Source organism: Rhodococcus sp. 05-2255-3B1, assembly GCF_002258545.1.
Classification (GTDB): Bacteria; Actinomycetota; Actinomycetes; order Mycobacteriales; family Mycobacteriaceae; genus Rhodococcoides.
On the sequence record NZ_NOZC01000020.1, the window covers coordinates 1 to 14,434 of the forward strand.

Sequence of the window (14,434 nt, forward strand, 5' to 3'; positions counted from 1 at the left end):
CGGCGTCACCGTGCAGCGCAGTGAGCGGAACGTCGAGGGGGAGGTATTCGATGGGGGAGGCGATCTCGTAGCGTCCGGGCACCTCGTTCGGCATGCCGCCGAGGAAGGCAGGCACGAACTTGTCGCCGCCGATGTCGGCTGCCCGCTTCATGTCGAAGACGCCGGCCATGATGGTGGCGCTGCGTGGTCGGATCTTCGGTTCCGCGCCCGGCGCGTCGACCGGCATGAGGTGTCGAGCCGCGACCCATGCAGCGAGTTGGCCGCCTGCCGAGTGTCCGGCGACGTGGACGCGATCGAGATCGAGGCGACCATCGGCAGCATTCTGGACGACGGTTGCCAGTGCCTCGGTGGCGTCGTCGACGTCGGAGAGGGTGTTGGCCCAATTGTTCGGCCCGCGTCGGTATTCGACGTTCCACACGGCGATGCCTTCGTCGGCGATGGCCGTCGACATCTGCTGGAAGTACGACAGGTCGAGGTCTTCCTGCCATCCGCCGCCGTGAATCATCACCACCACCGGGAGCGAGGTGGCGTTGTTGTCGGGGAGGTACAGGTCGCCGATGTTGTCCGGTTCGTATCCGTAGTTCAGTCGAATGGGATCCCCGGCCGGGCCCGATACCGGTTGCAGCGCAGCCGAATACGTCTCTGCGGTACTCGGTGAGGAGTCGGTGTCGGCCGAGCTGCAGCCGACCAGCGCGACCGCCAGCAGGCCGGAGAGGAAGTGGCGACGATTCACGCGTGCCGATCCGTCCAGTCGAGCAGTTCGGTGAGCGGCCAGGTGTTGATCACGCGCTCCGCGGGGACGCCGCGCTCTTCGGCTCGGATGCAGCCGTAGCCCTGCCAGTCGAGCTGTCCGGGTGCGTGCGCGTCGGTGTCGATGGAGAACAGGCAGTCGCGCTCGAGGGCGATGTCGATCAGTCGCTCCGGGGGATCCTGGCGCTCGGGTCTGGCGTTGATCTCCACTGCGGTGCCGAACTGGCGGCATCCCTCGAACACCACGGGGGCGTCGAACGTCGATTCGGGTCGGGTTCCGCGGCCACCCTCGACGAGCCGTCCGGTGCAGTGACCGAGTACGTCGACATGCGGGTTGGCGATGGCGGTGACCATACGTTTGGTCATGGTCTTGGAGTCGGCTCGCAGGTTCGAGTGCACGCTCGCCACCACCACGTCCAGCTCTGCGAGCAGACCCTCGTCCTGGTCGAGCGATCCGTCGTCGAGAATGTCGACTTCGATTCCGGTGAGGATGCGGAACGGTGCGAGCCGCTCGTTGAGTTCGGCGATGACGTCGAGTTGTGCGCGCAGACGCTCGGCGGTGAGGCCGTTGGCGACCTTGAGGCGTGGGGAATGGTCGGTGAGAGCGCAGTACTGGTGACCGAGCCTCGCGGCGGTGCGCATCATCTCCTCGATGGGGCTGCCGCCGTCGGACCAGTTGGAATGGGTATGCAGATCGCCCTTCAATGCACCGCGAAGGTCGTTGTCTCCGATGGGTTCTGCCGCGTCTCGTTGCTCGCGGAGATAGTCCGGGACGTCCTGAGTCAGTGCTTGGCGAATGATCAGCGAGGTCTTGGCTCCGATACCGGTCAGCGAGGACCAGCTGTCTGCCTTCTCGTGCTCGGATCGTTGTGCGGGCGTGAGGGATTCGACTACATCTGCGGCCCGACGGTAGGCCTTGACTCGATGGGTGTCCGAGCGGGAGCGTTCGAGCCAGAAGCCGATCTCTCGAAGTGCGTCCACCGGATCCATGCGGTCCATTGTGCCTGGCGGTACCGACACGTGTTCACGGGGTAAACGGACAAAACTCTCAGGGACTTACCAGGTCGCTCACTCCCCATAGGCTTGAAGCTGCAACTACCATCGGCAGTCATGACCAAGAAATGGTGGATTGTCGGCGCGATCGTCGTTGTCGTAGTGGCGCTCGGATTGTATTTCGGCCCCAAGATCTATGCCTCGTTCGAGGGCGACGACGCACCGGCGGCAACCGTGTCGACCTCCGGCGCGCAGGCCGCGACCACACAGGACATCGACGGACGGTGGATCGTCACTCCGGGTGACGCCGCCAACACGACTGCCGCGGGCTACACCGTCGACGAGCTGTTGAACGGGTCAGATGTCACGGTCGTCGGGTCGACGACCGAGGTCGCGGGCAACGTCGTCATAGCCGACAACACGCTCACCGAGGGACAGGTGGTCGTCATGACCAACTCGATCAGCACCGACAGTGACCGTCGCGACAGTCAGTTCCGCGGCAACATCTTCGACACCGCGACCTATCCGACGGCGACGTTCAACATCGACTCGCCGATCGATCTGTCCGCACTGCCCAAGGACGGCACCACCATGACGGTCACCGCCGAGGGCACGTTGACGCTCAAGGATCAGACACGTCCGGTCTCGGTGGAGATGGAAGTGCTGCAGTCCGGCGACACGCTCATCGCGTCGGGTGCCATTCCGACGACGTGGACCGACTACCAGATCGAGCCGCCATCACTCGGCTTCGTCACCGTCGATCCGTCCGGGACCATCGATTTCCTGATCAATCTGAATCAGCAGTAGCGGGTTCTCGCGCGGGCTCGGGCGTCCATCCCGGCGGTCCGACGAGATATCCGATGCGTTCCTTCCATGACCGCGATGCCGCAACATCCCGCGCGATGTTGCGGTATTCGTGTGTCTGGAGGGTCCAGATGTTGAACGTGTCGACGGGCTTGGTGAGTCCGTAGTTGGGGCGCTCGACCTCGTCGGCGTAGGTGCCGAACAGGCGGTCCCAGATGATGAGGATGCCGCCGTAGTTCTTGTCGAGATACTGCGGATCGCGGCCGTGATGGACGCGGTGATGCGAGGGCGTGTTGAAGACGTACTCGAACGGACGCGGCAGCCGGTCGATGCGCTCGGTGTGCACCCAGAACTGGTAGACGAGGTTGATCGAGAATCCGACGAACACCATCCACGGCGGCATGCCCAACAGGGGCAGCGGTAGCCACATGATGACCTCGCCGCTGTTGTTCCACTTCTGTCGCAGCGCCGCGGCGAAGTTGAAGTACTCGCTCGAATGGTGGGACTGATGCGTCGCCCAGATGATTCGGGTCCGATGCGCGATGCGGTGATATCCGTAGAACAGCAGGTCGACGCCCAGGATCAGGATCACCCACGTGTACCAGGCGTCGGCCGGAAGATGCCACGGCGCGACGTAGACGTAGATCGCCGTGTAGGCGACGAGGGCGAGCGCCTTCCATGCCGTGGTGGTCGCGATGGACACCAGTCCCATGCTCAGGCTCGAGCGCGCATCCCTGGCGGAATAGCTACCGCGTTCACCGTCCTCGAGCTTCGCGGCCGCGATCCACTCGATCGCCAACAACAGTGCGAACGCGGGAATGGCCAGGGCCACGGGATCGCGCAGCGGTTCGGGGAGTGCATTCCACGCCGAACCGATCCACTCGCTCATCGAAACCTCCTGCGTGACAGTTAGAGGTTGAGTGTAACGCTTTTCTGTTCGGTTTCCCCAGGGCTCGTACCGTGGAAGGCGGCGCACCAATCGGCCGAGAGAGCGGAGTCGGACTTGTTGCAGAAAATCGCGTCCACGATCGGACAGGTGGTCGGGTCGGCGTTGGGTGTCGTCGGTATCCGGGTCGGTACCGAGGAACCGCCGCATACGAGCCGTCGACTGACCGATGCTGTGGAGATCCGTCGTTACCGACCACGCATCGCGGCACAGACAGTCGTCGACGCCGATGAGGAAGAGGCACGGCAGGAGGGTTTCCGCCGCCTGGCTCGCTACATCTTCGGCGGGAACGGAGGCAAGAAACGGGTCGCGATGACCGCTCCCGTCAGTCAATCGCCGGCAGGGTCGCAGAAGATCGCCATGACTGCGCCGGTATCGAGTACGCCCGGCAGCGACGGGTGGGTTGTCCGGTTCTTCATGCCTGCCGAGTGGACGATGGACACGCTGCCCGAGCCCGACGACGACCGCGTGACGTTGACCGAGGTTCCGGCGGAGACGGTCGCTGTACTTCGTTTCAGCGGTGGCCGCGGCCGAGGCGATGTCCAACCGCAGATCGCGGCGTTGACCGAAGCGTTGCGCGCCGAGGGCATCGAGATGCTGGGTGAGCCGATGACCTGGTTCTACGATCCGCCGTGGACCTTGGCGCCGTTGCGTCGTAACGAGGTGGTCGTGGCGGTACCGGACGGTTCCTGACGCGTCGGGGTGTCCCGCACGTGCTCGCTAATTCCCTACTGCGATGGTAGGAATTGAACGTGCACATCACGGCCAAGGCGGACTATGCGGTTCGCACGCTCGTCGAACTCGCTGCCGTCGGTGGTCAGCGGCCCGCGAAGGCCGAGGCGCTGGCCATGGCGCAGGGCATCCCGCACAAGTTTCTCGAATCGGTGCTCTCGGATCTGCGTCGCGCAGATCTCGTGTGTAGTAGGAGGGGACCCGACGGCGGCTACTGGTTGGCGCGGGAGGCGTCGGACATTTCGGTTGCCGATGTGATGAGAGCCGTCGAAGGCCCGTTGGCGTCGGTGCGCGGACAGCGGCCCGAGGATGCGGAGTATTCCGGTCCGGCCGAGCCGCTCACCCGGGTCTGGCTGGCGGTACGCGTCAATCTGCGTGCGGTGCTCGAGGCGGTGTCGCTGGCGGACATCGTCGACAACGAGCTGCCGGACTTCGTCGGAGAGCTGATCAGCGAGCCGACCGCGTGGGCGCGTCGATGACCTGAGTCACATCCAGTGCCGGCTGTGGCGGGATCGACAAAATTGCACACCACTGCAAACTTGCAGAACAGTGCAAGTTCCGTAGGTTGGTAATCGTGACTTCTCCGACGGGCCTTCGCGATCTGAAGAAGGCGGCCACCCGCGACGCGCTCGGCATGGCTGCCGTGCGTCTGGGCAAGGAGCACGGCATCGACGCGGTCACCGCCGACGCCATCGCGCACGAAGCGGGAGTCTCCACCCGCACGTTCCACAACTACTTCTCCAACAAGGAAGAAGCAGTTCTTCACCACATCGAAGTGTCTGCCCTCGAATGGTTCGAGCTCCTGCGCGCCAGGCCGTCGACCGAACCGATCTGGGACTCGTTGCGGCACATCGCAATCGACCTCGTCGCGGACCCGGGCCGAGATCTGGACGACACCTTCGCGGCTGCCCGGCTGATCGAAGCCAACCCCGCCCTGATGGCTCGCAAGCTCGAGATGCACCAATCGCTGACCCGCAAACTCGGCGAAGCCATCGCCGAGCGAACCGGTACCGACATCGACACCGACCTCTACCCCAACCTGCTCCAGATGGCCGTCGGTGGTGCCGTCACGGCAGCACTGAACATCTGGGTCACCGATTCTGCAGGCGCATCGACGCCGAGGGCCCTCATCGAGGACGCCTTCGACCAACTGCGCGCTGGACTTCCCGAGCCGCAACCGTCCGAACCCAACCGAGGAGCTTGACAGTGGCCACCTATCTCTACCGAATCGGAAGATTCGCGTACCGACGCAAGGGCATCGTCCTCGGACTGTGGCTGGCGATTCTGGTGCTCGCCGGAGTGGGCGCAGCGACGCTGTCCGGCCCCACCGCGAACTCGTTCAGCATCCCGGGAACGCCCGCGCAGGCTGCGCTGGATCTGCAGTCCGAGCGGTTCGGCTCCGCCGAGGACCCGCTCACCGCCGTCAGCGCCGAGTACGTGTTCCAGGCACCCGACGGGCAGACGCTGGACACTCCGCAATACACCTCGGCGATCGACGCAACCATCGCCGAGATCGAGAAGATCGACGCCGCCAAACCCGCCGAAGGTGCGCAGCCGCTGGCGAATCCGGTTGCGGCCAATCAGTCGATCATCGAGCGATACACCGAGGCGGCAACCGAAGCGGGCACCCCGGCCGACCAGGTGGCCGCCGACGCGGCAGCCACGTCACCGCTGAGCCCCAACGGCAACGTCGGCACCGTCACCGTGCCGATCAACGTCGAACTCGCCGACGTCACCGACCAGATCCGGACCGAGCTCGACGAGGCCGCGCAGCCCGCTCGTGACGCCGGACTGACCGTCCTCCTCGGCGGCACCGTCGCGCAGGAGAACGTCGCGCCCGGTGGTACGTCGGAAATCGTCGGTCTGGCCGTCGCCGCCGTCGTGCTGCTCATCATGTTCGGATCCGCCGCGGCCGCCAGCCTGCCGCTGATCACCGCCATCGTCGGAATCGGTATCTCGAGCCTGGCGATCACCACGGCGTCCGGCTTCGCGAGCCTGTCGTCGTTCACGCCGGTGCTCGCGATCATGATCGGTCTGGCCGTCGCGATCGACTACTCGCTGTTCATCCTCGCGCGTTATCGCCACGAACTGACGTTGACGGACGACCGAGAGGAAGCCGTCGGACGGTCCGTGGGAACCGCGGGCTCGGCTGTGGTGTTCGCCGGTGCCACCGTGCTCATCGCCCTCGTCGCCCTGCGCGTCGTCGGGATTCCGTTCCTCTCCCAGATGGGCCTCGCCGCAGGTTTCGCGGTGTTCATCGCGGTCCTGATCGCACTGACGTTCCTGCCGGCGATGCTCGGCCTCTACAAGGGCAAGGCCTTCGCGGGCAAGATCAAGTTCGTCAACACAACCGACCCGGAAGACCCGAACGCCACGCCGACCAACGGACTTCGCTGGGCCCGATTCCTGGTCAAGAGGCCCGCGCTGGGACTCATCGGCGGCATCGTCCTGCTCGGTGTCATCGCAGGACCCACCACCGGTCTGTCGCTGGCACTGCCGTCCACCGCCACCGCCGACCCGTCGACGCCTGCACGTCAGGCCTACGACATCGTCGACGAGGGCTTCGGTCCCGGACGCAACGGCCCGCTGCTGGTCATCGCCGACGCTTCCGGCGTGGCCGAGGCCGATCGCACGGCGTCGTTCGGCAAGGTCGTCGAGACCATCACCGGGCAGCCCGACGTCACCAACGCCCAGATCATCGCCGTCAACCAAGCCGGGGACACCGCACAGATCCTGGTCACTCCGTCGTCCTCACCGAACAGTGAGCAGACGAAGAACCTCGTGGCGAATCTGCGCGACGCCGAACCGGGCGTGGTGGCCAGTGACGGCGTCTCCTACGGAGTCACCGGTCAGACGGCACTCGAGCTCGACGTCTCCGAACGACTGCAGGACGCGTTGATCCCGTACCTGGCAGTGGTCGTCGGTCTGGCCTTCGTTCTGCTGATGCTCGTGTTCCGCTCCATCCTGGTGCCGCTGACCGCAACGCTCGGGTTCCTGCTCAGCGTGCTCGCGACCTTCGGTGCCACGGTGTTCATCTTCCAAGAGGGCGGCCTCGGCCTGATCTCCAACCCGCAGCCGATCGTCAGCTTCATGCCGATCTTCCTCATCGGTGTGGTGTTCGGTCTCGCGATGGACTACCAGGTGTTCCTCGTCTCGCGTATGCGTGAGGAATTCGTTCACGGAGCCGCCGCCAAGGATGCCGTCGTCAACGGGTTCAAGTACGGCGCACGCGTGGTCACCTCGGCTGCGGTCATCATGATCTCGGTGTTCGCCGCATTCATCGCCGAGCCGGACTCGTTCATCAAGTCCATCGGATTCGCGCTCGCCGCGGCCGTATTCTTCGACGCGTTCGTCGTGCGGATGGTGCTGATTCCGTCGGTGATGGCATTGATGGGCGACAAGGCCTGGTGGCTGCCGAAGTGGCTGGACAAGATCCTGCCCAACGTCGACATCGAAGGTGCCAAGCTGAAGACGGCACCGGAGAAGGACGCCCGAGTAACGGTCTGAGCCGGTCGGCCGAAGATTACCCGCAACACTCGAAAAACGGAGAGACTGTTATCCATGTGTACGAGTAATCTTCGGCCATCATGCTGATTCCCCTGCTGCGCACGTATCTGGCCCCGTACAAGATGCCGATCGTCGCGCTGGTTCTGCTGCAATTGGTCGCCACGCTGGCAGCCCTGTTCCTGCCCAGTCTCAACGCCGACATCATCGACAAGGGTGTGACCACCGGCGACACCGGCTACATCCTCTCGGCCGGTGGCGTCATGTTGCTGGTGTCGGCGGTGCAGATCATCAGCTCGGTCGCGGCGGTGTTCATCGGTGCGCGCGCAGCCATGGGTGTCGGACGCGACCTGCGCGGTGCCATCCTGCATCGCGTCGGTACGTTCTCCGCCCGTGAGGTCGGCCAGTTCGGTGCGCCGTCGCTGATCACCCGCAACACCAACGACGTTCAGCAGGTGCAGTTGGTGATCGTCATGGGGTTCACCATCGTGGTGATGGCCCCGATCATGTGCGTCGGCGGCATCGTGATGTCGCTGCGCGAGGATCTCGGGCTGTCCTGGATCCTGCTCATCGCAGTACCGGGTCTGGCCATCTCGATGGGTCTGATCATCGTCAAGATGGTGCCGGCGTTCCGCTCCATGCAGAAGCGCATCGACGCCGTCAATCGTGTTCTGCGTGAACAGATCACCGGCATCCGCGTGGTACGGGCGTTCGTTCGCGAGGACTTCGAGGTCGACCGTTTCGGGGCGGCCAACAGCGCGCTCACCGATACTGCCCTTCGCGTCGGACGGCTCATGGCCCTGATGTTCCCGACGGTCATGCTCATCAGCAACGTCACCAGCGTCGCCGTCATCTGGTTCGGCGGCCACGCGATCGACGACGGTACGATGCAGATCGGCTCTCTCACAGCACTTCTGAGCTACATCATGCTGATCCTCATGTCGGTGATGATGGCGTCGTTCATCGCGATGATGGTGCCCCGTGCGTCGGTGTGCGCCGATCGCATCAGCGAGGTACTCGCCACCGAATCCTCGGTCGTGTTGCCCGACAAGCCGAAGACGTTCACGTCCTCCCCGGGAACGGTCGAGCTCGTCAACGCCGAATTCTCCTTCCCCGGGGCCGAATATCCGGTGCTGTGCGGGGTGAACCTGCGGGCCGAGGCCGGCAAGGTCACCGCCATCATCGGCGGTACCGGCTCGGGAAAGTCCACTCTCGTCAACCTGATTCCGCGACTGATCGACGTCACCGGCGGTGAGGTACGCGTCGGCGGAGTCGATATCCGTGAACTCGATCTGGACCTGCTGCGCTCGGAGATCGGTCTGATTCCGCAGAAGCCGTACCTGTTCTCGGGCACCATCGCGAGCAACCTGCGCTACGGCAAATCCGACGCCACCGACGCGGAACTGTGGGAGGCACTCGAGATCGCCCAGGGTGCCGACTTCGTTCGGGCCATGCCAGAGGGACTGGAAACACCCGTCGCGCAGGGCGGTACGACGGTCTCCGGCGGTCAGCGGCAACGCCTCGCCATCGCCCGCGCGTTGGTCCGCAAACCCAGCATCTATCTGTTCGACGACTCGTTCTCCGCGCTGGACCTCACCACCGACGCCAATCTGCGTGCGGCGCTGAAGGCAGTGACGCGAGATGCGTGCATGATCGTTGTCGCTCAACGCGTCTCGACCATCATCGACGCCGATCAGATACTCGTACTCGACGACGGAAAGCCGGTAGGTGTGGGTACCCACGACCAATTGATGGCCGATTGCCCCACCTACGCCGAGATCGTCGACTCGCAGCACGCCGTGGGTGCACTGTGACCGCGCAGGTGGAGAAGGCGGAAGAGGAGGACATCGCTCCCGTCTCCAAGACTGTGAAGCCGGGAACCAAGGCCCGCAACTTCAAGGGCTCGTTCAAACGACTGATCGGCCTGCTCGCTCCCGAGCGAGTGCTCCTGTCGATCATGCTGGCGTTCGGTATCGCCAGCACCGTGCTCACCGTCGCCGCGCCCAGCGTCCTCGGACACGCGACCGACCTCATCTTCAACGGCGTCGTCGGCCGCGAGCTCGATCCGGGTCAGACCAGAGACCAGGCCATCGACCAGCTGCGCGCCCAAGGCAACGACTCCATCGCGGATCTGGTGTCCGGCACGAACCTGACTCCCGGAGCCGGAATCGACTTCGGTGCAGTCGGAACCGTACTGATGTGGGTCCTTTTTCTGTATGTGCTCTCTGCGGTGCTGGCCTGGGCGCAGGGATACATCCTCAACATCGCGCTGCAGCGTCGAATCCTGTTGCTGCGCGGCAGCGTCGAAGCGAAGGTGCATCGACTGCCGCTGAAGTACTTCGACAACAATGCCCGCGGCGAGACGCTGAGCCGCGTCACCAACGACATCGACAACGTCTCGACCAGCCTGCAGCAGACGCTGAGCCAATTGATCACCGGCATCCTCACCGTCCTGGGCATCCTCGGCGTCATGATCTGGATCTCGCCGTTGCTCGCTCTCGTTGCGGTGCTGACCATTCCGGCGTCGTTCGCGGTCACCGCCGTCATCGCCAAGCGTTCACAGCCGCACTTCGTCGCGCAGTGGAAGCACACCGGCAAGCTCAACGCGCAGATCGAAGAGACCTACACGGGCCACGAGATCGTCAAGGCCTTCGGCCGTCAGGCCGACGTGGAACGCGAATTCGGCGACCGCAACGAGAAGCTGTTCCAATCGAGCTTCCGGGCGCAGTTCATCTCCGGCATGATCATGCCCGTCATCATGTTCCTCGGGAACATCAACTACGTGGTCATCGCCGTCGTCGGCGGGCTGCGGGTGGCGTCGGGCACGCTCACGCTCGGTGAGGTGCAGGCGTTCATTCAATACTCGCGTCAATTCACGCAACCGCTCACCCAGGTGGGTTCGATGGTCAACCTGGTGCAGTCGGGTGTGGCGTCCGCCGAGCGCATCTTCGAGGTGCTCGACGCCGAGGAAGAGGACGCGGACCCGGTCGATGCCGTTCGACCCACTCAGCGCCGAGGACGCGTCGAATTCGAGAACGTCTCGTTCGGCTACTCGCCCGACCGCCCGCTGATCGAGAACCTGTCGCTGGTTGCCGATCCCGGGCATCTGGTCGCGATCGTCGGACCGACCGGTGCTGGCAAGACCACGCTGGTGAACCTGATCATGCGGTTCTACGAGATCGATTCCGGCCGCATCACCCTCGACGGCGTCGACACCATGAAGATGACCCGCGAAGAATTGCGAGCCCGTACCGGAATGGTGCTGCAGGACACCTGGCTGTTCGGCGGAACCATTCGCGACAACATCGCCTACGGCGACCCGAGTGCCAGCGAAGAGGAAATCCTCGAGGCCGCGCGGGTGAGCTACGTCGACCGATTCGTGCACTCGTTGCCCGACGGCTACGACACGATCATCGACGAGGAAGGCAACAACGTCAGCGCCGGTGAGAAGCAGCTCATCACCATTGCCCGCGCCTTCCTGGCCAAGCCGCTGATCCTCATCCTCGACGAGGCCACGAGCTCCGTCGACACCCGCACCGAACTGCTGGTGCAGAAGGCCACCGCGAAGCTGCGCACCGATCGCACCAGTTTCGTTATCGCACATCGGCTTTCGACCATCCGTGACGCGGACACCATCGTGGTGATGGAGAACGGCAGCATCGTCGAGCAGGGCAATCACGAGGAACTGCTCGCGGCCAGGGGTGCCTACTTCCGGCTGAATGCGGCTGGAGCGGCTGCGCCGCAGGTGCACGGCTGATTCACCGGTCGTTCCGCAGGCTCCACTCCTGCCTCGTAGCAGGCTACGAATTTCCACTCACAAGCCGCGTAGCGGCATACTGACGCGGTGAGTTCCTCCAGTTTCGGCTTCGATATCGGCACCCGGCTCGACGGTGAGCTGGGCCGCACCGGCACCATCCACACCCCGCACGGTGACATCGCCACCCCCGCGTTCATCGCGGTGGGTACCAAGGCGACCGTCAAAGCAGTGCTGCCGGAAGCGATGAAGGAACTCGGCGCGCAGGCGGTGCTCGCCAATGCGTACCATCTGTATCTGCAGCCGGGCTCGGACATCGTCGACGAGGCGGGTGGGCTGGGCAAGTTCATGAACTGGGACGGGCCGACGTTCACCGACAGCGGCGGATTCCAGGTGATGTCGCTCGGCGTCGGCTTCAAGAAGGTCATCTCGATGGACGCCTCGCGGGTGGAGTCCGACGACGTCATCGCCGAGGGCAAGGAACGCCTCGCGCATGTCGACGACGACGGGGTGACGTTCAAGTCCCACCTCGACGGCTCCAAGCATCGCTTCACCCCCGAGGTCTCGATGCAGATTCAGCATCGCCTCGGTGCCGACATCATGTTCGCGTTCGACGAACTGACGACGCTGATGAATACCCGCGGGTACCAGGAGAAGTCGGTCGATCGGACGCAGGCGTGGGCCGAGCGGTGCGTCCTCGAACACGAACGGCTCACGGTCGAGCGCGCCGACAAGCCGTACCAGGCCCTGTTCGGGGTGGTCCAGGGCGCGCAGTACGAGGATCTGCGACGCAAGGCTGCACACGATCTCGAGACCATCACCGGAGAGACCGGCAGAGGATTCGACGGCTACGGCATCGGCGGCGCACTCGAGAAGCAGAACCTCGGCACCATCACTCGGTGGGTCAACGAGGAACTGCCCGAGCACAAGCCGCGGCACATGCTCGGCATCAGCGAGCCGGACGACTTCTTCACCGCCATCGAGAACGGTGCCGACACCTTCGATTGCGTCAATCCCTCACGGGTGGCGCGCAATGCGGCGATCTACGTGCCGACGGGCCGCTTCAACATCAACACCGCAAAGCATCGACGCGACTTCACCCCGATCGACGACAGCTGCGACTGCTACACCTGCACGCACTACACCAAGGCGTACATCCATCACCTGTTCAAGGCCAAGGAGATGCTCGCCTCGACGCTGTGCACCATCCACAACGAGCGCTTCACGGTCAAACTGGTCGACGACATTCGCGCCTCGATCGAGCAGGGGCGCTTCGCCGAATTCAGGACGGAGTTTCTGGGTCGGTTCTATGCTGCGAAGACTGCGTGAGCTGATCTTCCAGCTCCGAAATACGCTGTAGCAGTTCCTGTTCCCGCTCAGTGGCCTTGCGCTGGTAGACCTCGGACAGCTCCGCGAGGTAATTCGCGTCGTAGCGGGGAATGATGCTGCGGGTGCAGTTCCAGTCGAAGGCCTCGACGTCGATGACGACGCTGCGTTCGCATGTGGCGGCGACGGTCGTGTCGCCGATCCTTCTCAGTCGGTACAACAGTTCGGGATTGTCCGCCGCTTCGACGGTACGGGCCCGCCCGTAGAGCTTGAGACGTTGCCGCAGAGGATAATTCACCAGAAACAGTGCGACGCGGTCATCGTGGTCGAGATTGGCCGCCGTGACGTACTGGTGGTTTCCGGCGAAGTCGGCGAAGCCGAGCGTGTGATCGTCGAGGACCTGCAGAAAGCCCTTCGGTCCACTTCGATACTGGATGTAGGGCCACCCGGTCTCGGCGACGGTGGCGATCTGGAACTGATCCAACGCGCGAATCATGGCCTTCTCGCGAGTGTCGAGAGGCGTCGGGCCGTCGTCGGGACGCTCGGTCTGCGAGCCGTAGGCGGTGTAGCTGCCGTCGACCTTCTGCCGCGCAATCGCGGCAGGGCCGAACATCAAGTGGTGATAGTGGTTGTTCGGCGGCACGAATGAACTCTAGGAGCCTCGGTCTCACACCAGCACGGCGGTGCCGTTGTCTTTGCAGAACAGATCGGAACGACGACAATCGTGCAGGTGTACAGAATCGGAGAGTCCGGCGCGCGTGCCGCGTGGGAAGACGTGACAGCGGTCGGTAATGTCTGAGCCCGAGCCGGCCCTGCACGAGCACGAACCGCACGGTGATCTGTCGGGTCGGCTGAACTGGCTTCGGGCAGGCGTATTGGGCGCGAACGACGGCATCGTGTCCACGGCGGGCCTGGTGGTCGGCGTGGCCGCTGCCACCACCGATCGTGGGTCGCTGCTCACGGCGGGCATCGCCGGTCTCGTCGCCGGAGCGGTGTCGATGGCGCTCGGCGAATACGTCTCGGTGAGCACGCAGCGCGACGCCGAGCGTTCTCTGCTGATCAAGGAGCGGCGGGAGCTGGCCGAGGAACCCGAGGAGGAGTTGGCCGAGCTGGCTGCACTCTACGAAGCCAAAGGGCTTTCGACGGAGACCGCGCAGATGGTTGCGCAGGAACTGACCGACCACGATCCGTTCGCCGCGCACGTGGACGTCGAGTTGGGGATCGACCCCGACGCGTTGACCAATCCATGGCAAGCGGCCGCGTCGTCGGCGGTGTCGTTCATCAGCGGTGCCCTCTTGCCGTTGCTCTCGATCCTGCTTCTGCCTGCTTCGCAACGTATTCCGGTCACGTTTGTTGTCGTGTTGCTGGCTCTGGCATTGACCGGCACCGTCAGCGCGCGCCTCGGTGGAGCGCCGAGTCGCCCGGCGGTGACTCGAATCGTGATCGGTGGCGCGATCGCGATGGCCGTCACCTACGCGATCGGCCAACTGGCTGGAGTGGCCGGGATCTGATCGACCGTCCGGCTGAAGATCGAGGTAACGGGCTTGCGTGCAACGCTGAGATATTTCGTACTCCTAGCGGGCGGCGCGATCGTGTAATACTCTGGCGCTATCAGCCCACGATCT

13 protein-coding genes are annotated in these 14,434 nt (G+C 64.2%); 9 read left to right on the plus strand and 4 right to left on the minus strand.

Features of this window, described 5'->3' with window-relative positions:
• Positions 1-733: alpha/beta hydrolase (locus CH249_RS12060; RefSeq protein ID WP_094698929.1), on the minus strand; the 733-nt coding region annotated here is incomplete at its 3' end.
• Complete coding sequence (locus tag CH249_RS12065) at positions 730-1,740, minus strand: PHP domain-containing protein (protein WP_094682104.1); 1,011 nt, start codon at positions 1,738-1,740, stop codon at positions 730-732. The genes CH249_RS12060 and CH249_RS12065, both read right to left, overlap by 4 nt.
• A gap of 120 nt (positions 1,741-1,860) precedes the next feature.
• Here CH249_RS12065 and CH249_RS12070 point away from each other — a divergent pair, with 120 nt between their 5' ends.
• Positions 1,861-2,550: a YceI family protein gene (locus CH249_RS12070; protein ID WP_032395347.1), complete on the plus strand. Its 690-nt coding sequence runs from the start codon at positions 1,861-1,863 to the stop codon at positions 2,548-2,550.
• On the opposite strand, the gene CH249_RS12075 is transcribed toward CH249_RS12070, so the two are convergent.
• Positions 2,531-3,436, minus strand: coding sequence for a sterol desaturase family protein (locus CH249_RS12075; RefSeq protein WP_094682098.1), 906 nt, complete (start codon positions 3,434-3,436; stop codon positions 2,531-2,533). The two genes, CH249_RS12070 and CH249_RS12075, sit on opposite strands and share 20 nt — an antisense overlap.
• Before the next feature lie 114 nt (positions 3,437-3,550).
• On the opposite strand from CH249_RS12075, the gene CH249_RS12080 reads away from it, so the two are divergent.
• The 7 genes from CH249_RS12080 (at position 3,551) to tgt (ending at position 12,812) form a co-directional block, all read left to right on the plus strand.
• The gene (locus CH249_RS12080; RefSeq protein ID WP_094682097.1) at positions 3,551-4,186 is read left to right on the plus strand and encodes a heme-binding protein; all 636 of its coding nucleotides are present in this window, start codon (positions 3,551-3,553) and stop codon (positions 4,184-4,186) included.
• Positions 4,187-4,245: 59 nt separating this feature from the next.
• Positions 4,246-4,704, plus strand: a complete 459-nt coding sequence (locus CH249_RS12085) for an Rrf2 family transcriptional regulator (protein ID WP_032395344.1) — start codon at positions 4,246-4,248, stop codon at positions 4,702-4,704.
• 86 nt (positions 4,705-4,790) lie between these two features.
• Positions 4,791-5,429 (plus strand): TetR/AcrR family transcriptional regulator, encoded by a 639-nt coding sequence (locus CH249_RS12090; protein WP_094632062.1) that lies wholly within the window; start codon positions 4,791-4,793, stop codon positions 5,427-5,429.
• 2 nt (positions 5,430-5,431) lie between these two features.
• A complete protein-coding gene (locus tag CH249_RS12095) occupies positions 5,432-7,732 on the plus strand; it encodes an MMPL family transporter (protein WP_094682096.1) in 2,301 nt (766 codons plus the stop codon).
• A gap of 80 nt (positions 7,733-7,812) precedes the next feature.
• Complete coding sequence (locus tag CH249_RS12100) at positions 7,813-9,543, plus strand: ABC transporter ATP-binding protein (RefSeq protein WP_032395341.1); 1,731 nt, start codon at positions 7,813-7,815, stop codon at positions 9,541-9,543.
• An 8-nt stretch (positions 9,544-9,551) separates the two neighbouring features.
• Positions 9,552-11,486 carry an ABC transporter ATP-binding protein gene (locus CH249_RS12105; RefSeq protein ID WP_306436623.1) on the plus strand — a complete coding sequence of 645 codons (1,935 nt, stop codon included), beginning with the start codon at positions 9,552-9,554 and terminating at the stop codon, positions 11,484-11,486.
• 87 nt (positions 11,487-11,573) lie between these two features.
• Complete coding sequence (gene tgt / locus CH249_RS12110; RefSeq protein ID WP_094682094.1) at positions 11,574-12,812, plus strand: tRNA guanosine(34) transglycosylase Tgt; 1,239 nt, start codon at positions 11,574-11,576, stop codon at positions 12,810-12,812.
• Here the strand turns inward: tgt and CH249_RS12115 are convergent.
• Positions 12,766-13,422, minus strand: coding sequence for a pyridoxamine 5'-phosphate oxidase family protein (locus tag CH249_RS12115; protein WP_094646641.1), 657 nt, complete (start codon positions 13,420-13,422; stop codon positions 12,766-12,768). The genes tgt and CH249_RS12115 overlap by 47 nt on opposite strands.
• 178 nt (positions 13,423-13,600) lie before the next feature.
• Here CH249_RS12115 and CH249_RS12120 point away from each other — a divergent pair, with 178 nt between their 5' ends.
• Positions 13,601-14,320: a VIT family protein gene (locus CH249_RS12120; protein ID WP_094646609.1), complete on the plus strand. Its 720-nt coding sequence runs from the start codon at positions 13,601-13,603 to the stop codon at positions 14,318-14,320.
• Positions 14,321-14,434: the final 114 nt, after the last annotated feature.